This is a genomic window from Cedecea neteri NBRC 105707 = ATCC 33855 (assembly GCF_001571265.1).
Classification (GTDB): Bacteria; Pseudomonadota; Gammaproteobacteria; order Enterobacterales; family Enterobacteriaceae; genus Cedecea; species Cedecea neteri.
On record NZ_BCTL01000025.1, the window covers coordinates 95554 to 113353 of the forward strand.

Annotated in this window: 20 protein-coding genes; 11 read left to right on the forward strand and 9 right to left on the reverse strand. The window is 54.4% G+C overall.

What is annotated here, in order from left to right; all coding sequences use genetic code 11:
- The first annotated feature begins 39 nt into the window (after positions 1–39).
- From nlpI to mtr, 4 genes are all read left to right on the forward strand, one after another.
- Positions 40–924 carry a lipoprotein NlpI gene (nlpI, locus tag CNE01S_RS11830; protein ID WP_061276190.1) on the forward strand — a complete coding sequence of 295 codons (885 nt, stop codon included), beginning with the start codon at positions 40–42 and terminating at the stop codon, positions 922–924.
- 110 nt (positions 925–1034) lie between these two features.
- On the forward strand, positions 1035–1112 hold the full coding sequence (gene yrbN, locus CNE01S_RS25240; protein ID WP_099458804.1) for a protein YrbN: 78 nt from the start codon (positions 1035–1037) through the stop codon (positions 1110–1112).
- Positions 1105–3033: a DEAD/DEAH family ATP-dependent RNA helicase gene (locus tag CNE01S_RS11835; RefSeq protein WP_061276234.1), complete on the forward strand. Its 1929-nt coding sequence runs from the start codon at positions 1105–1107 to the stop codon at positions 3031–3033. Before yrbN ends, CNE01S_RS11835 begins: the two co-directional genes overlap by 8 nt.
- A 154-nt stretch (positions 3034–3187) precedes the next feature.
- The gene (mtr, locus tag CNE01S_RS11840; protein ID WP_061276192.1) at positions 3188–4432 is read left to right on the forward strand and encodes a tryptophan permease; all 1245 of its coding nucleotides are present in this window, start codon (positions 3188–3190) and stop codon (positions 4430–4432) included.
- A gap of 39 nt (positions 4433–4471) precedes the next feature.
- Here the strand turns inward: mtr and CNE01S_RS11845 are convergent, their stop codons facing one another.
- The 3 genes from CNE01S_RS11845 to ubiU form a co-directional block, all read right to left on the reverse strand.
- Positions 4472–5479 carry a luciferase-like monooxygenase gene (locus tag CNE01S_RS11845; RefSeq protein ID WP_061276194.1) on the reverse strand — a complete coding sequence of 336 codons (1008 nt, stop codon included), beginning with the start codon at positions 5477–5479 and terminating at the stop codon, positions 4472–4474.
- A 143-nt stretch (positions 5480–5622) separates the two neighbouring features.
- Positions 5623–6501 carry a U32 family peptidase gene (locus CNE01S_RS11850; protein ID WP_061276197.1) on the reverse strand — a complete coding sequence of 293 codons (879 nt, stop codon included), beginning with the start codon at positions 6499–6501 and terminating at the stop codon, positions 5623–5625.
- 8 nt (positions 6502–6509) lie between these two features.
- On the reverse strand, positions 6510–7505 hold the full coding sequence (gene ubiU, locus CNE01S_RS11855; protein WP_061276199.1) for a ubiquinone anaerobic biosynthesis protein UbiU: 996 nt from the start codon (positions 7503–7505) through the stop codon (positions 6510–6512).
- 254 nt (positions 7506–7759) lie between these two features.
- Between ubiU and ubiT the strand changes: the two genes are divergently transcribed.
- Both ubiT and CNE01S_RS11865 read left to right on the forward strand, forming a co-directional pair.
- A complete protein-coding gene (gene ubiT, locus CNE01S_RS11860; protein WP_061276201.1) occupies positions 7760–8284 on the forward strand; it encodes a ubiquinone anaerobic biosynthesis accessory factor UbiT in 525 nt (174 codons plus the stop codon).
- Positions 8278–8781, forward strand: coding sequence for a GNAT family N-acetyltransferase (locus CNE01S_RS11865; protein WP_061276203.1), 504 nt, complete (start codon positions 8278–8280; stop codon positions 8779–8781). Before ubiT ends, CNE01S_RS11865 begins: the two co-directional genes overlap by 7 nt.
- Here the strand turns inward: CNE01S_RS11865 and CNE01S_RS11870 are convergent.
- Positions 8778–9071 carry a GIY-YIG nuclease family protein gene (locus CNE01S_RS11870; protein ID WP_061276205.1) on the reverse strand — a complete coding sequence of 98 codons (294 nt, stop codon included), beginning with the start codon at positions 9069–9071 and terminating at the stop codon, positions 8778–8780. The genes CNE01S_RS11865 and CNE01S_RS11870 overlap by 4 nt on opposite strands.
- A gap of 53 nt (positions 9072–9124) precedes the next feature.
- Here CNE01S_RS11870 and CNE01S_RS11875 point away from each other — a divergent pair, with 53 nt between their 5' ends.
- On the forward strand, positions 9125–9553 hold the full coding sequence (locus CNE01S_RS11875) for a YhbP family protein (RefSeq protein WP_061276207.1): 429 nt from the start codon (positions 9125–9127) through the stop codon (positions 9551–9553).
- On the opposite strand, the gene CNE01S_RS11880 is transcribed toward CNE01S_RS11875, so the two are convergent.
- Complete coding sequence (locus tag CNE01S_RS11880) at positions 9550–10068, reverse strand: type 1 glutamine amidotransferase domain-containing protein (RefSeq protein WP_061276209.1); 519 nt, start codon at positions 10066–10068, stop codon at positions 9550–9552. The two genes, CNE01S_RS11875 and CNE01S_RS11880, sit on opposite strands and share 4 nt — an antisense overlap.
- An 83-nt stretch (positions 10069–10151) precedes the next feature.
- Here CNE01S_RS11880 and CNE01S_RS11885 point away from each other — a divergent pair, with 83 nt between their 5' ends.
- A complete protein-coding gene (locus CNE01S_RS11885) occupies positions 10152–10805 on the forward strand; it encodes an NAD(P)H-binding protein (protein WP_061276211.1) in 654 nt (217 codons plus the stop codon).
- Between the two features lie 77 nt (positions 10806–10882).
- Positions 10883–11926, forward strand: coding sequence for a permease (locus CNE01S_RS11890; protein WP_061276213.1), 1044 nt, complete (start codon positions 10883–10885; stop codon positions 11924–11926).
- 118 nt (positions 11927–12044) lie between these two features.
- Here the strand turns inward: CNE01S_RS11890 and CNE01S_RS11895 are convergent, their stop codons facing one another.
- Complete coding sequence (locus tag CNE01S_RS11895; RefSeq protein WP_061276215.1) at positions 12045–12575, reverse strand: NAD(P)H-dependent oxidoreductase; 531 nt, start codon at positions 12573–12575, stop codon at positions 12045–12047.
- Between the two features lie 121 nt (positions 12576–12696).
- On the opposite strand from CNE01S_RS11895, the gene CNE01S_RS11900 reads away from it, so the two are divergent.
- Positions 12697–13050: a winged helix-turn-helix transcriptional regulator gene (locus tag CNE01S_RS11900; protein ID WP_061276217.1), complete on the forward strand. Its 354-nt coding sequence runs from the start codon at positions 12697–12699 to the stop codon at positions 13048–13050.
- Positions 13051–13080: 30 nt separating this feature from the next.
- Here CNE01S_RS11900 and nrdG read toward each other — a convergent pair whose 3' ends face one another.
- From nrdG to CNE01S_RS11915, 3 genes are all read right to left on the reverse strand, one after another.
- Positions 13081–13545 carry an anaerobic ribonucleoside-triphosphate reductase-activating protein gene (gene nrdG / locus CNE01S_RS11905; protein ID WP_061276219.1) on the reverse strand — a complete coding sequence of 155 codons (465 nt, stop codon included), beginning with the start codon at positions 13543–13545 and terminating at the stop codon, positions 13081–13083.
- Positions 13546–13733: 188 nt separating this feature from the next.
- Entirely contained in the window at positions 13734–15869 is a 2136-nt protein-coding gene (gene nrdD / locus CNE01S_RS11910) for an anaerobic ribonucleoside-triphosphate reductase (protein ID WP_061276221.1), read from the reverse strand.
- Positions 15870–16165: 296 nt separating this feature from the next.
- Positions 16166–17047, reverse strand: a complete 882-nt coding sequence (locus CNE01S_RS11915) for a LysR family transcriptional regulator (protein ID WP_061276223.1) — start codon at positions 17045–17047, stop codon at positions 16166–16168.
- A gap of 101 nt (positions 17048–17148) precedes the next feature.
- Here CNE01S_RS11915 and CNE01S_RS11920 point away from each other — a divergent pair, with 101 nt between their 5' ends.
- Positions 17149–17679, forward strand: coding sequence for an NAD(P)H-dependent oxidoreductase (locus CNE01S_RS11920; RefSeq protein WP_061276225.1), 531 nt, complete (start codon positions 17149–17151; stop codon positions 17677–17679).
- Positions 17680–17800: the final 121 nt, after the last annotated feature.

Consider the following 17800-nt stretch of genomic DNA (forward strand, 5'->3'; position numbering starts at 1 on the left):
ACAGGACGTTCATCCATTTGTTGTCTTCGGGAGTAGGAAATGAAGCCTTTTTTGCGCTGGTGTTTCGTTGCGACAGCTATCACGCTGGCCGGATGCAGCAACTCTGCCTGGCGTAAGAACGAAGTATTAGCGGTGCCATTGCAGCCTACGCTGCAGCAGGAAGTGATTCTGGCACGCATGGAACAAATACTTGCCAGTCGGGCTTTAACCGATGACGAACGCGCACAGCTTTTATATGAGCGCGGAGTGTTGTATGATAGCCTCGGTCTGAGGGCTCTGGCGCGTAATGATTTTTCACAAGCGCTGGCCATCCGTCCCGATATGCCTGAAGTATTCAATTACTTAGGCATTTATTTAACGCAGGCAGGCAATTTTGATGCTGCCTATGAAGCGTTTGATTCTGTACTTGAGCTTGATCCAACTTACAACTACGCGCATTTAAATCGCGGTATCGCCCTCTATTACGGTGGTCGCTATCGTTTAGCGCAAGATGATCTGCTGGCGTTTTATCAAGACGATCCCAACGATCCTTTCCGTAGCCTGTGGCTCTATATTGCTGAACGCAATCTGGACGAAAAACAGGCCAAAGTGGCGCTACAACAGCGTCTCGAGAAATCGGATAAAGAACAATGGGGATGGAACATTGTCGAGTTCTACCTGGGCAACATTAGCGAAAAAGAGCTAATGGAACGCCTCAAGGCGGACGCAACGGATAACACCTCGCTCGCTGAGCATCTCAGTGAAACCAACTTCTATTTAGGTAAGTACTACCTAAGTCTGGGGGATAAGGACAGCGCCAAGGCACTGTTCAAGTTAGCGGTTGCTAACAACGTACACAACTACGTTGAGCATCGTTATGCATTGTTGGAATTAGCGCTCTTGGGCCAGGAGCATGACGACCTGGCAGAATCGGACCAGCAATAGCTGACGAACAACGATCGTCCCATAAACTTTTTAACTAAAGTCATCACCTTCACGGGTGAGGGCGTTTTTGTTCGTTAATCAATCAAATTTGAGCCGGTTCACACTTTTCAATGAAAATTGCAGATCAATTTCACGATGAGTTACGTAGACTGGCCGCCATCAATGAGGCACATGTACTACATGACTGATATCATCGAAACCACTTTTTCTGATCTGGGGCTGCACGCCTCCATCATTCAGGCTCTTAACGACCTGGGCTACGAAAAGCCATCACCAATCCAGGCAGAATGTATTCCACATCTGCTGAATGGCCGTGACGTTCTGGGTATGGCCCAGACCGGTAGCGGTAAAACTGCAGCGTTCTCCCTGCCGCTGCTGAACAACCTCGATCCTGAGCTGAAAGCACCACAAATCCTGGTGCTGGCACCGACTCGCGAACTGGCGGTTCAGGTTGCTGAAGCCATGACGGATTTCTCTAAACATATGCACGGCGTGAACGTTGTGGCCCTTTACGGCGGCCAGCGTTATGACGTGCAGCTGCGCGCTCTGCGTCAGGGACCACAGATTGTTGTCGGTACCCCAGGGCGTCTGCTTGACCACCTGAAACGCGGTACGCTGAACCTGTCCGGCCTGAAAGGTCTGGTACTGGATGAAGCGGATGAAATGCTGCGTATGGGCTTCATCGAAGACGTTGAAACCATCATGGCGCAGATCCCGGCTGAACATCAGACCGCGCTGTTCTCTGCAACCATGCCGGAAGCGATTCGTCGCATTACCCGTCGCTTCATGAAAGATCCTCAGGAAGTGCGCATTCAGTCCAGCGTCACTACTCGCCCGGACATCAGCCAGAGCTTCTGGTCTGTTTATGGCATGCGTAAAAACGAAGCGCTGGTTCGTTTCCTGGAAGCAGAAGACTTTGATGCAGCTATCATCTTCGTGCGTACCAAAAACGCGACCCTGGAAGTGGCTGAAGCGCTGGAGCGCAGCGGTTACAACAGCGCCGCGCTGAACGGTGACATGAACCAGGCGCTGCGTGAGCAGACTCTGGAACGCCTGAAAGACGGTCGTCTGGATATCCTGATCGCCACCGACGTTGCGGCCCGTGGCCTGGACGTAGAGCGTATCAGCCTGGTTGTTAACTACGACATCCCGATGGACTCTGAGTCTTACGTTCACCGTATCGGTCGTACCGGCCGTGCTGGTCGTGCTGGTCGTGCGCTGCTGTTCGTTGAGAACCGTGAACGCCGCCTGCTGCGCAACATCGAGCGCACCATGAAGCTGACTATTCCTGAAGTAGAGCTGCCAAACGCAGATCTGCTGGGTGAGCGTCGTCTGGCTAAATTCGCCGCTAAAGTTCAGCAGCAGCTGGAAAGCAGCGATCTGGATCTTTATCGTGGCCTGTTGGCAAAAATTCAGCCTTCTGCTGAAGAAGAGCTGGACATCGAAACCCTGGCTGCAGCTCTGCTGAAAATGGCTCAGGGTGAACGTCCTCTGATCCTGCCACCAGATGCACCGATGCGTCCACGTCGCGAATTCAAAGAGCGTGACGATCGCTTCGAACGTCGTGGCGACCGCAATGACCGTGGCCCGCGTGGCGACCGTCCAGAGCGTGGCGGTGAAGATCGTCCACGTCGCGAACGTCGCGATGCTGGCGATATGGAACTGTATCGCATCGAAGTGGGCCGTGACGATGGTGTTGAAGTTCGTCACATCGTTGGCGCTATCGCTAACGAAGGCGACATCAGCAGCCGTTACATCGGTAACATCAAGCTGTTCGGGACCCACTCCACCATCGAGTTGCCGAAAGGCATGCCGGGTGAGGTTCTGCAGCACTTTACTCGCACTCGTATTCTGAACAAGCCGATGAATATGCAGCTGCTGGGTGATGCACAGCCTCGTCCAGAACGCAGCGGTGAACGTCGTGGCGGTCGTGACGGCGGTGGTCGTAGCTTCGGCGGCGAGCGTCGTGAAGGCGGTCGTGGTCCACGTCGTGAAGGTGCCGGTGCCGGGGCTGGCCGTAGCTTCAGCGGTGAACGCCGTGAAGGTGGCCGTGGCCCGCGTCGTGAAGACGGTGCGGCAACCGCACGTCGTCGCTTCGGTGATGCATAATTGACCTATAATCTGCCGTATTATTTTTAAACGGCAGTGATAAAAGCCCCGGATATTGTTATCGGGGCTTTTTTTTATCCCTTTTGTACTCATGTACTGGTACAATGAACCACATAAGACAATTTCGTCGTGCTCAGTTTTTCAGGGATCCGATATGACAACGTTAACCACCCCCGGCACCAGGCCTTCGCTAGTAGGCGGGGTGATGATCATCGGTGGGACTATCATTGGCGCAGGGATGTTTTCGTTACCCGTGGTGATGTCGGGGGCCTGGTTCTTTTGGTCGCTGGCCGCGCTGGTCTTCACCTGGTTTTGCATGCTGCATTCCGGGTTAATGATCCTGGAAGCGAACCTTAACTACCGCATTGGCTCCAGCTTTGACACCATTACCAAAGACCTGCTGGGCAGAGGCTGGAACGCAATAAACGGCCTGTCGATTGCTTTTGTGCTTTATATCCTGACCTACGCCTATATTTCGGCCAGCGGCTCTATCCTGCATCACACGTTTTCTGAACTGTCGCTTGACGTGCCGGCTCGCCTGGCGGGACTGGTTTTTGCGCTGGCTGTGGCATTTATAGTTTGGCTGAGCACCAAAGCGGTGAGCCGCATGACGGCAATTGTCCTCGGCGCGAAAGTCATCACTTTCTTCCTGACCTTTGGCAGCCTGCTTGGGCACGTGACGCCGACAACGCTGTTTAACGTGGCGGAGAGCAATGCGTCCTATACGCCATATCTGCTGATGACGCTGCCATTCTGCCTGGCCTCTTTTGGCTATCACGGCAACGTGCCGAGCCTGATGAAGTATTACGGCAAAGACCCGCGGACCATCATTCGTTGCCTGGTATACGGCACGCTGATGGCGCTGGTGCTGTATACCATCTGGCTGCTGGGAACGATGGGGAATATTCCGCGCCCTGAGTTCGTCGGCATCGCCGAGAAGGGCGGTAACATTGATGTGCTGGTTCAGGCGCTGAGCGGCGTGCTCAACAGCCGGAGCCTCGACTTGCTGCTGGTAGTATTCTCGAACTTTGCGGTGGCGAGTTCTTTCCTCGGCGTTACGCTTGGGCTGTTCGATTACCTGGCGGATCTGTTTGGCTTTGACGATTCCGCAATGGGGCGTTTGAAAACGGCGCTGCTGACCTTTGTGCCGCCGATTGTCGGTGGCCTGCTGTGGCCGAACGGTTTCCTGTATGCGATTGGCTACGCGGGGCTGGCGGCGACTATCTGGGCGGCCATTGTGCCTGCACTGCTGGCCAGGGCTTCCCGTAAACGTTTTGGCAGCCCTAAATTCCGGGTCTGGGGCGGCAAGCCAATGATTGCCCTGATTCTGGTCTTTGGCGTGGGCAACGCGCTGGTACACATCCTTTCTACCTTCGACGTGCTGCCGGTTTATAAGTAAATACTAAAGGGCCCTCCGAACTGGGAGGGCCCCACAACGCTAACTTAAAAGCTCTTCCTTAACCTGCATCGCCAAATCGAAAGAATGTAAGCGCGCCTGATGATCGAAAATCTGGCCGTTAACCATAATCTCATCCGCTTCAGTTTCGCGCAGAACGGACTCCAGGCCGTGGCGTACTTTCGCTTTATCCCCCACCAGAGACATGCTCAGCGCCTGCTGGACGCCGTACTGCTCAGAGGCAGACCAGAGCTGATGCATATTCTCTACCGGCGGCGGAAGCTGCCCTGTTTCGCCACGACGCAGTCGAACAAAAGCCTGCTGCATAGAAGTAAACAGGAATTCGGCGTCTCGGGTACTGTCAGCCGCAACGATATTGATGCACACCATCGCGTAAGGTTTTTCCAGCCGCTCGGACGGCTTGAAGTTCTCGCGGTAAAGCTGCAGCGCCCGGAACAGCATGTCTGGCGCAAAGTGCGAAGCAAAGGCAAAAGGCAAGCCCAGCTGTGCCGCCAGTTGAGCGCTATACAGACTGGAGCCTAGCAGCCAGACCGGTACCTTTTCTCCATAACCCGGTACGGGGCGTACATGCGGATTCGGATCGCGGGCGTCAAACCAGTCCACGAGCTCTGCAACGTCCCGTGGGAAGTTATCAACGTCGCCGCTCATATGGCGTCGCAGCGCCCTCATGGTGGGCTGATCGCTGCCCGGCGCTCGTCCAAGCCCAAGGTCAATACGGCCCGGGTAGAGCGTATTCAGGGTCCCGAACTGCTCGGCAATCACCAGCGGTGAATGGTTCGGCAACATCACGCCGCCGGAGCCTAAATGCAGTGTAGTGGTATTCGCGGCCAGGTAGCCAATCAGTACCGACGTTGCCGCGCTGGCAATGCCGACCATATTGTGGTGTTCCGCCAGCCAGTAGCGGTGATAGCCGCGTTTTTCAGCCAGCCGGGCAAGATCCAGAGAGTGGGAAAAAGCCTCCTGCGCCGAGGAGCCTTGAGGGATCGGCGCCAGATCGAGCACCGAGAAAGCAACATTTTTGTCAGTCATAACCGCTCACTTTTGTTACAGCGTAGTCATCAGATTGAAGGTCTTCTTCCAGCCTGGCGCAGGAATACCGCGCCGGCCAGAAAAGCTGCACTCTTAATAGTGCATTAAACGATGACCAAATTTGTTAACAAAGTGAGCTATTATCAGGCGCGAAGCTCCAGCCCGGCCACGCGTCGCCAGTAGCCGTTGCAGTCGCTGCGGTTGGCCAACGGAAGCGGCGCGCTGCCGTTCTCATTGGCGCGGAAGGCGTTAAGAATATCCAGCGTCCCTAAGCCCATTGGCGACAGGCGAACGATATCCACCAGTCCTTTCATCGACGTCAGCTCATTGCCGAGGTTATAGACATAGCCGCTCATGGTCTGAATGCCGTTCAGCACAAAGACCTGCTGCTGCTCCTGTGAACGCATATCCCGGCCGTTCGGGTACTTAATGCAGCAGGTTTCGCACTCGTCTTTGGCGCGGTCTTCTGAGCGAGCGGTGAAGCAGCGGGCGGAATAAGCCAGCGGCAGATGGCCGTAGCTCAACACTTCCACTTCGAATTTGTCGCGAATACCGAGTTCTTCGCACTGGATAAGCATATTGGCGAGCCAGTCGCGGGAGAGTTCTACCGGCATGCACCAGCGCATCATGCCCTGCTTATGCAGCAGGCGTAGTGTAACGGCGTTATAGCAGTTGAGCGCATGTCCGGCGACGAACGGCAGCTTACGTTCTGCGGCCATATTTACGCTGCCGATATCATTGGCCTCAATCAGAAAATCGCCGTTTTCTACGTAGCGTTTCAGTTCACCAAGCTCGGAAGGTGCCTGCACCAGCGCCAGCGTGGAAAGCACCACCTGCTTGCCCTGGCCTGCGAGCATTTTTGCCATATCCAGCCAGTCTCCGACTTTGGTTGCCCGGCGCTTGCTGCATACCGCTTCGCCCAGATAAATAACGTCGGCGCGGCTTTTGGCAGCCGCCTGATAAAACTTTTCCAGCGTCTCTTTTGGCCAATAGTAAAGCACTGGCCCTAATGAATATTTCATGCTTTTTCCTACTGCCATTTACGGTGATAGGCACCGAGCGTTGTTTGCGTGCCTTCGGCCATCGATCCCAGGGCCTCCATCCAGGCTGGCTGGGCCTGGTAGTTTTTAGGATCTGCCATGCAGCGATCGATAGCCTGGCGCCAGACTTTAGCCACCTGCGTAACGTAAGCCGGACTGCGCTGGCGGCCTTCGATTTTTACCGAGGCTATGTTCGCGGCAAGCAGTTCCGGGAGCAGCTCAAGCGTGTTAAGGCTGGTGGGTTCTTCCAGCGCATGGTAGGGGCGGTCGTCCACCAGGTAACGCCCTTTGCAAAGCGTTGGATACCCGGCATTTTCGCCGTCCTTATAGCGATCGATCAGTACGTCGTTGAGGCGAGATTCCAGCCCCTGCGACGTCTGTTGCCAGCGCACAAAGCGGGCGGGGGAGCAGGCACCCACGGTATTCGGCGACTCGCCGGTGAGGTAAGACGAGAGATAGCAACGGCCTTCGGCCATAATGCACAGGCTGCCGAAGGCAAATACCTCCAGCGGCACCGGCGTGACGCGAGCGAGCTGTTTAACCTGATGAATAGAGAGCACGCGTGGGAGTACCACGCGGGCAACGTCAAAGTTGCGATGATAAAAACGGATCGCTTCTTCATTAGTGGCCGAAGCCTGGACCGACACATGGCGCTCAATGTGTGGATAGCGCTCAGCGGCATACTCCAGCATGGCCAAATCCGCCAGAATCAGCGCATCGGCCCCAAGCTGCGCGGCCATATCAACCGCCCGCTGCCAGCGCACGTAGCCGTCCGGATGAGCGAAAGTATTGATGGCAATATGCAGCTTACGGCGGCGTTGATGCACGTAGCTGACGGCTTCCTGCAGCTTTTTCTCTGTGAAGTTAAGGCCGGCAAAATGACGCGCGTTGGTATCATCTTTCAGGCCGATGTACACCGCATCTGCACCGTTATCGATGGCCGCTTTCAACGCCGGAAGGTTTCCGGCCGGGCAAAGCAACTCCATAATTTTTCCTGAATCAAAGGGGCCATAAGGACGGCCCGCGCTGCACAGGGACGGGCAGCAAAATTGTTAACGAACCGGGATTTTAGTTAACCTGTCGGCGACAATTTTTGATTTGGGGCAGAGAAAGGCGTATTGCTTAGTGTCGCCGCCGCCAATTCGGTCCCGCAGCAACCTGCGGAATTGTTGATTTGGCGCGCCATCGGGAATTGTCGTTATGGCAAAATAGCGACAAATTTTTTAAAGGAGTTAAACCCGTGTTCGATAAACTGCGTTCTCGCCTGGTTCAGGCTGGTCCTTCTTTGCTGCGGGTTCCAGTCAAATTAACCCCCTTTGCCGTTAAGCGTCAGGTACTGGAGCAGGTGCTGGGCTGGCAGTTCCGTCAGGCGCTGCAGGATGGCGAACTGGACTTTCTGGAGGGCCGCTGGCTAAGTATTGAAGTGCGCGATCTTGGCCTGAAGTGGTTTACTTCCGTTGAGGACAATAAGCTGCTGGTGTGCGACGATGCGCCTGCAGATGTGAGCTTTAGCGCTGAGGCCAATGACCTGTTGCTGATCGCCGCTCGCAAGCAGGACCCGGATACTCTATTTTTCCAACGTCGTCTGGTTATTGAAGGCGACACGGAACTCGGGTTATATGTGAAGAATCTAATGGATGCCATTGAGCTGGATGCAATGCCTAAACCGTTACGCATCCTGCTAATACAGTTGGCTGATTTTGTTGAGGCGGGTTTGAAGCATAACCCCGCCCCTGAAGGTAATTCGATAGGTGAACCATGTTAATTCGTGTAGAAATTCCCATTGATGCTCCCGGCATCGACGCGCTGCTGCGCCGTTCCTTTGAAGGCGAGGGTGAAGCCGAGCTGGTGAAAGCACTGCGGGAAGACGGGCTGTTAACGCTGGGCCTCGTCGCCACCGATGATGAAGGGCAGGTGATTGGCTACGTGGCTTTCAGTCCGGTCGCCGTAGAAGGCGAAGAGCTGCAGTGGGTTGGGCTTTCGCCCCTGGCCGTAGATGCGTCGGTTCGTGGGCAGGGCATTGCCAAACAGTTGGTATACGAAGGACTGGATTCTCTGAATGAATTTGGCTATGCCGCTGTGGTCACGCTGGGCTCGCCGGAAATGTACGGCCATCTTGGCTTCCAGCCTGCGGCCCGTTACGACTTGCGCTGCAGCTGGCCGGGTACCGAAGCGGCATTCCAGGTGCATCCTCTGGCTGATGATGCTCTAAACGGCGTAAGTGGCCTGGTGGAGTATTCTGACCACTTCAACAACGTTTAGCGGGTTTCCCCTTGAAGGCTTGCCAGCAGGTCTTCGAGGGCAACCTTTCCGCCAACCAGCCGTTCTTTCTCTATTTTGCTCAACTGTTTAATCCGATACTCGGCCCGCAGCGCCAGCGATCGGTTTCCCACCACCTGGCTAAACACCAAATCCAGCTCCCCCTTGCCACGCAGCGCCTTGGCTCCTTTTCCGGACTGATGCTGGGCAAAGCGGCGTGCTACGTCGGTGGTAATACCGGTATAGAGGCGGTTATCGGGGCAGCGAATTAAATAGAGATACCAGGAAGTCATAGGGCGGGCGCATAATTAACATTTGTCGCAGAGTATCACTGTTCAGGATGACGATGGAATCACTCAATGCCATCAGCCGCTGGCTGACAAAACAACATGTTCTTAGCTACTGCGTGGGCAGTGGGGACGCGCTTTGGTGTGCGAATGCTTTTTATATCTTCGATGTGGAGCGGGTGGCGTTCTATTTGCTGAGCGAAACCACTTCACGCCACGGCGAGCTGATTGGAGAGCAATCGCCGGTTGCCGGCACGATAAACGGTCAGCCCAAAACCGTGGCACTTATCCGCGGCGTACAGTTCCGGGGGGAAATTCGCCTGCTGGCGGAGGCAGAAGCGGCTGACTATCGTCGCCGCTACTTAAAGCGTTTTCCGATTGCGAAAGTGATGTCGGCCCCGATGTGGGAAATTCGGCTTGATGAGCTGAAAATGACCGACAACACGCTTGGCTTCGGGAAAAAGCTACACTGGCTGCGTGAGGACTAGCGGCCCAGCAGAATCAATGCTTCACGATTAAACGCCGGTAGATCCTCAGGCGTTCTACTGGTGACCAGCTGATGCCCATCAACGACGACTTCACGATCGTAAAAATCTGCACCGGCGTTTTTCACATCAACGACGATAGGTTTTACCGCAGTGAGCTTCCTGCCGCGTATCACGTCTGCGCTGATCAGCAGTTGTGGGCCATGACAAATGGCAAACACGGGTTTTCCGGTGTTAACAAAATCGCGGGTGAAGCTGACAAACCGATCGTCGCCACGCAGGGCATCAGGGGAATGACCGCCAGGGAGCAATAGGGCATCAAAGTCGGCCGGGCGAACTTCGTCGATCCCCTTGTCGATCTTCACTTTGGTTTCGCCTTGTTTGCCGGTAACCGTTTTTCCCGCCTGCTTCTCGATAGTGATTACCTGGTGTCCGGCCTGCCGAAACTCCTCAGCCGGTGAGGTGAATTCAGAGTCCTCAAACTCGTCGGTAATCAGAACTGCAATTTTCTTGCTCATCTTTCCTCCGTTATGTTTGTGGCACTATTAAGCCTGGACTACCATGCTGACATTGCAAGCGCTTAGCGAGAACAGGGGGCATTATGAGTCGAATCTTAATCACCGGAGCCACGGGGCTTGTTGGCGGCCATTTACTCCGCCTGCTTAGTCAGGACTCGCGCATCAGCTCGATTGCGGCACCCACTCGCCGGCCGCTGCCGGTAGCGCTGAACAAGGTGATTAATCCTCACGACCCGCAGCTTTCCGACGCGCTCGCGCAGGTCACTGAGCCGGTCGATATCGTCTTTTGCTGCCTGGGAACGACGCTACGCGATGCGGGCAGCAAAGAAGCCTTTATCCTCGTCGACTATACGCTGGTGGTTGATACCGCACTTGCTGGCCTCCGGCTGGGTGCAAAACATATGCTTGTGGTCAGCGCGCTGGGGGCAAACAGCCGCTCGCCGTTCTTCTACAACCGCGTTAAGGGCGAAATGGAAGACGCGCTGATAGCACAGAACTGGCCGCGCCTGACCCTTGCTCGGCCTTCAATGCTGCTGGGGGAACGCCACGCCCGGAGATTAAATGAAACGCTGATGGTGCCGATTTTCAAAATGCTGCCCGGCAAGCTAAAAGCTATTGAGTCAGTGGACGTGGCGAAAGCGATGCTTTCGGAAGCGTTCAATCCAGCACGGGAAGGCGTGACGATCCTCGACTCAGGTCAACTGCGTGAATTAGCCGCACAATCTTCTGGTGTTTAATCTTTCCCATTGTGCCTGTCGCGCATAATATGGCGCGATAAATACTTCTCTCGCTAATCAATTTCAGGGAAACGACAATGTCTCTTTCTTCCGCCTCCGCCCAGGGAGTGCGTACATTTCCGTGGTGGAAGCCCGCGCTGTTTTTCCTGGTGGTGATAGCCGGGCTCTGGTACGTGAAGTGGCAGCCATACTACGGCAAAGCGTTTACCGCCGCGGAAACCCACAGTATTGGAAAATCTATCATCGCTCAGGCGGATGCAAACCCGCTCAAGGCCGCGCTGGATTATGCGATGGTCTATTTCCTGGCCGTTTGGAAAGCGGCGGTACTGGGCGTTATCCTGGGATCTCTGGTGCAGGTGCTTATTCCCCGTGACTGGCTGCTGCGCACCCTGGGGCAGCAGCGTTTCAGAGGCACGCTCTTTGGCACACTGTTTTCACTCCCCGGCATGATGTGTACCTGCTGCGCGGCACCGGTGACGGCAGGCATGCGCCGCCAGTCTGTTTCTATGGGGGGAGCGTTGGCTTTCTGGATGGGAAATCCTCTGCTTAACCCTGCGACTCTGGTCTTTATGGGGTTTGTTCTGGGCTGGCAGTTTGCATTAGTGCGATTAGTGGCTGGCCTTGCAACGGTACTTGGCGTTGCCTGGCTGGTGCAGCGCTGGGTCAAAGATAAACCGCAAAACATTGAGCCTGTACCTGCCGCCAACTACCCGGCAGACGAAGGTACTTTCCCGTCTCGCTGGGGAAAAGCGCTGTGGCAGTTATTCTGGAGCACGATCCCTGTCTATATTCTTGCCGTGCTGGTACTCGGCGCTGCGCGAGTCTGGCTGTTCCCGCATGCTGATGGGGTGGTAAGCGACACGCTGTTCTGGGTGATTGCCATGGCGATCGTTGGCTGCCTGTTCGTGATCCCTACGGCGGCTGAAATTCCTGTCGTGCAAACCATGATGCTAGCGGGAATGGGCACGGCTCCGGCACTGGTGCTGTTGATTACGCTCCCAGCGGTCAGCCTGCCGTCGCTGATCATGCTGCATAAAGCTTTCCCGGCTAAAGCCCTGTGGCTCACCGGTGGGCTGGTGGTGCTAAGCGGCGTGATTGTCGGTAGCCTGGCGCTTATTTAATATTATTTGCCAGCCCTCTGATTAATAAAAGCCACGCAATAGCGTGGCTTTTTAATGGCGAAGAAATTCTGCTCAATATTATTGAGGGAATAACTGCTTTGGAGGTGGATGCTATATATTAAAAGGACTGCAGGTAATCAATATATCCTTTAGCACTGCTTTCCAGCTGTTGTGCGGAAACTTCATATTCGGCACCGTAAAAAGCATAGAACGGCTGATAATCTGCTTCGACATACTTCGCCGTCATTTCAAAGGGCAGAAGTATTTCCTGAAGCGAATGGTGGTAGCGCCCTTCGCGTGAGAAATCCTCTGCCTTAATCCCGGCGCTTACCGCCAGCGCGAACTTACGGCCTCTGAGTTTATGCCCGCTGGTAGAGCCGTAGGCCCAGCCATAGGTAAAGACTTCATCCAGCCACTGCTTCAACAAAGGCGGGCTATTAAACCAGTACAGTGGAAATTGCAGAATAATTTTATCGTGTTGCTCAATGAGTTTCTGTTCTCTTTCAACATCAATAGCGCCATCTTTATAGGTCTGATAAAGATGGTGCACGGTGTATAACTCCGGGTGTTTTTCTATTTCCTTTACCCAATGCTTATTGATTTTTGACTCATCGATATTGGGATGAATAACGACAATTAATGTTTTCATATTTAATTCCTTACGGAGTGGCTGACCGTCAGCGATTATTTTATGTTTTGCATCATAGGCAGCTTTAAATTAAAGTACAATACTGTCATTGTTGATATGTACTATACAAAAGGATAGTGTCATGAGCGAAGAGAGCGCGCCGGATTCCTGCGCATTTATGGGCGATACGGGCTTTGCCTATACGCTGTCGCTGGTGAATGGGAAATATAAAATGATCATTCTTTATGCGCTGGCGGAGTATCAACCGGTGATCCGCTTTAACGAGCTTAAGCGTTGCATCGATACCATCTCATTCAGAACCCTGAGCCTGACGCTGAAAGAGCTGGAGAGCGACGGGCTGATTATCCGCAACGAATATCCGCAGATCCCGCCAAAGGTGGAGTACAGCCTTTCCGAGCGAGGTAAGTCGCTGATCCCGGTGCTGGATATGATGTGCGAATGGGGAAACGTGCATCGCCATGATGCGCTGAAGTGAAGATTCCCGCAGGCTGGCGGGAAGCCTGATTTAACGCAGGTGATGCACGACCTGGTTGCTGCTGCCGCGCCAGATAAGCGCCGGGTCTTTTAAATCCTGAACAAACTTGCCGTCTACCAGCACGTTAATCAACGCAACCACTTCTTGCTGGGCTGCGTTCAGTTCGTCAATCTTATATCCCGTCCAGACCCAGATATCCTTGCCGGGGCATTCGGCGCGCACGCGCTGCACCAGTTTAAGAATCTCCGGCACGTTTTGTGGGTGCAGAGGGTCACCGCCCGAAAGCGAAATTCCCTGACGCTTAACGCGGGTATCGTTGAGGTCGGCAATAATGCGGTCGGCTATTTCTGAGGTGAACGGCATACCTGAATTCAAGCGCCAGGTGCTCTTGTTGTAGCAGCCGGGGCATTCATGCACGCAGCCTGAGACAAACAGCGTGCAGCGAGTGCCGGGGCCGTTGACGATGTCGACGGGATAGTATTGATGATAATTCATTTTCGCATCTCAATTGACGCCATAACTGCGTTGGCTGCTCTCACTCACCCCGGTCACTTACTTATGTAAGCTCCCGGGGATTCCTTCCTTTGCCGCCTTGTTCTAACGTCAATTGCTTTGCGAAAAACTTGCTGAAAGTTAGCTTTATCCCAAAGATTTGGCAGCGTTAAAGGCTAAAACGGAAATCGTTAACCGATCTGTCCGTTACCCAGGTGCTTAACGCGACGCTTAACTTCTTCCTGCTTGCCGGCGTTGAACGGCCGAGCGTCCGGGCTGCCGAGGTAGCCACATACGCGACGGGTAACCGACACGCGCGCGGCGTCGTGATTGCCGCATTTCGGGCAGGTAAAACCCTTGCTGGTGCATTCGAACTCACCGGTGTAGCCGCACTCATAGCATTCATCGATCGGCGTGTTGGTGCCGTAATACGGCACGTGCTTGTAGCTGTAATCCCACACGTCCTCGAGCGCCCGCAGGTTGTGCTGGATGTTCGGGTATTCGCCGTAGCAAATGAAGCCGCCGTTAGCCAGCGGTGGGTACGGTGCCTCAAAGTCGATTTTGTCGTAAGGGTTAACCTTTTTCTCCACGTCGAGGTGGAAGCTGTTGGTGTAGTAGCCTTTGTCGGTCACGCCAGGCACGACGCCGAATTCTGCGGTATCAAGGCGGCAGAAGCGGTCACACAGGTTTTCGCTTGGCGTGCTGTAAAGGCTGAAGCCGTAGCCGGTTTCTTCTTTCCAGCTGTCGGTGGCTTCACGCAGGCGAGCCACGATAGCAACGGCTTTCTCGCGCAGGGCTTCGCTGTCGTACACATGCTGATTACCGAACAGGGCGTTAACCGTTTCATGAATGCCGATATAGCCCAGCGAAATCGACGCGCGGCCGTTTTTAAAGATCTCAGACACGTCGTCATCGGCCTTCAGGCGGACACCGCAGGCGCCTTCCATATAGAGGATAGGGGCCACGCGAGCTTTGACGCCTTCCAGACGGGCAATGCGGGTCATTAGCGCTTTGCGCGCCAGCTGTAAACGATCGTCCAGCAGTTTCCAGAAAGTAGCCTCATCCCCTTTAGCTTCCAGCGCAATGCGCGGCAGGTTCAGGCTTATTACGCCCAGGTTGTTACGCCCGTCGTGGATCTGCTCGCCGTTTTCCTCGTACACGCCCAGGAAGCTGCGGCAGCCCATTGGCGTTTTAAACGAGCCGGTCACTTTCACAACCTGGTCGTAGTTAAGAATGTCCGGATACATGCGTTTGGACGCACATTCCAGCGCCAGCTGTTTGATGTCGTAGTTGGCATCACCAAACTTATGGTTCAGGCCGTCACGAATTGCAAAGACCAGTTTTGGGAACACCGCAGTTTTACGATTTTTACCCAGGCCGGCGATGCGGTTGCGCAGAATAGACTTCTGGATCAGGCGTGATTCCCAACTGGTGCCGAGGCCAAAACCAAAGGTAACAAACGGCGTTTGCCCGTTGGCGGTATGCAGCGTATTCACTTCATACTCAAGGGATTGGAAAGCGTCGTAGCACTCTTTCTCGGTGCGGGAATGTGCATATTCCTCAGCATTCGGGATCTGCCACTCTTCGGCGATTTTACGGTGCTTGTTAAAGCTTTCGGTCACAAACGGCGCCAGCACTTCGTCGATGCGGTTGATGGTGGTCCCGCCGTAAATGTGGCTGGCAACCTGGGCAATTATCTGGGCCGTTACCGCCGTTGCCGTAGAGATGGATTTTGGCGGTTCGATCTCGGCGTTACCCATTTTGAACCCGTGGGTCAGCATGCCTTTCAAATCGATAAGCATGCAGTTGAACATCGGGAAGAACGGAGAATAATCAAGGTCGTGATAGTGGATATCGCCGCGCTCGTGTGCCAGCACGACGTCACGCGGCAGCAGATGCTGCTTGGCATAGTGCTTGGCGACGATCCCGGCCAGCAGATCGCGCTGGGTTGGGATCACCTTGCTGTCTTTGTTGGCGTTCTCGTTAAGCAGGGCGGAGTTAGTCTGCTCAACCAGGCCGCGAATTTCCTGATTCAGGCGGCCACGTTTTTCGCGCTCAATATCACGGTCATGGCGGTACTCAATGTAGGCGCGCGCCAGCTGCTTATAGTTACCGGCCATGAGCTGGTTTTCCACGGCGACCTGGATCTCGCCGATATCTACCTGGCTGCGGCCGGCCATCTGCTGACTGACACTCTCTGCGACGGTGGCGCAATAGTCCGCGTCATCGACTCCCGCTGCTTTAGCTGCACGCAGAATAGCTTCTCTGATGCGCTCTGAAGTGAAAGGTACTTTGCACCCGTCTCTTTTCATCACATGCGGTGTCATGATTTCTCCGTTTATTTTTAGGTTATCCACAAAGGTCGGGGCGTTTCCGGGAGCGCGTAGCCGTTTGTCCTACCAAAACTTCCCGAAATCCGGCCCTTTTTATCCACAGATAATCCCCAAACTTATCCTGTGGAGGTTGTTGTTATAATAGGTGATAGATACAACATGTAGGGCCGGGGTGCATTCTAAGTTCTATATATAGTGATTTGCATCAAACATGTTTGCGATTTTATTGATGCAGGACAAAGTAAATCAGGGGCAGCAGAAGCGGTGGGCATTGCTAAAAATGCCAAGAATTATCTGATTAGTTTTTCGGATAAATACTCGACAAAAACCCGAGTCTTTGGCGGGACTTTTCCTCCTGCATATTTCACCCAGAGCTGCTGAGGTTCAGTGGCAACGTCCTGTAAAATCGCCTGCAGTTTCCCTTCGGCAATCGGTTTGGTGAGATACCAGTCGGCGAGATAAACGATCCCCATGCCGGACAGCGCCGCGTCCACCAGCGAATCCGGTGAGGTAGTGATAAACCAGGCAGAGGGCTCGTCAAACAGCGTTTCGTTATTCATCCACTGTTGAAGGCGCCCGGTGCCAGAGTTACGGTGGATAAGGCAGCGATGCCCCGCGAGATCTTCCGGCGTTTGTGGCGTTCCGTGCTGTGCTAAATAGGCCGGTGAGGCCGCCGTAATCATTTTTGAAGTATACAGTTCGCGGGCGACCACGCGGTTATCTCTTATCGTGCGGTGGCCGATGGCCACGTCTATGCGTTCAGCAATCAAATTCACGCTGCGGGCTTCCATTGACAGCTCAAAGCGTATCAGCGGATAGCGCCGCTGGAATTCGGCCAGAATCGGCATCAGGCAGTGGCGGCCAAAGCCGGGGATCACGCTGACGCGCAGCAGCCCCGAAGGTTCCGCGCCTGGGTTAACCAGCGCCTGGTTCAGCGCCTGCCATAGCGGCGCGACCTCATCACGCAGTGCAGTCCCTTCTTCGGTAAGCACGACAAAATGCGTATTGCGCACAAAGAGCACGATGCCAAGCCGCTGTTCAAGCTGGCGTATGCTTTTGCTCACCGCCGCAGGCGTAATGCCCAACTGACGCGCTGCCTCGGAAAAACTCTGGCAATCCGCCGCCGCCAGAAAAGCGGGAATGAGCCGATGAACGTCTGCTGAAAGCATCATGCTTGTAACCTTTGGTTGAAACAGATGTGCCATGCTATGGACTACAGGTATGCCCTGTCATCTGAAAAGATAGCCTCATCCTAAAAAATGAGGTCTGAAAGATGAAAAAAATATTAGTTCTGGCGGCACATCGTGTGCCTGATGATTCCCGTATTAACCAGGCAGGTATTGCCGCTCTGGAAGGTATTGAAGGCGTTACCGTGCATGAGCTGAAGCGTGAATATCCGGATCACCAGATTGATGTGGCGCGTGAGCAGGCGCTGCTGGTGGATCATGAATCGATCGTGCTGATGTTTCCGTTCTGGTGGTACAGCTCCCCGGCGATCCTCAAGGACTGGCAGGATCAGGTGCTGACCTTTGGCTTTGCCTACGGCACCAACGGCACCGCGCTGCACGGTAAAAAACTGATGGTGATGACCTCAACCGGCGGGGCGGCGGATGCCTATCGCGCAGAAGGCGCTAACCGCTATACGGTCGAAGAACTGCTGCTGCCGTTCCACGCGATGGCGAATAAGACAGGAATGATCTGGCAGGCGCCCGCGCTGATCCAGGGGGCAAATACGATTACGGAAGCGCTGATCGACGAAGGCGTTAACGGCTGGCTGAGCCGGATTCAGGGGCTGAAAGGGTAATGTTTCCCCTCACCTCAGGCTGCCTCTTAGTCATAAATACACTCTATGAAGGATCGGCTCAGGTTCCGTTCACCAGTACATTTGCTTCCCTCTGCATGCTCGGAATAAGGTGAACGTGTCC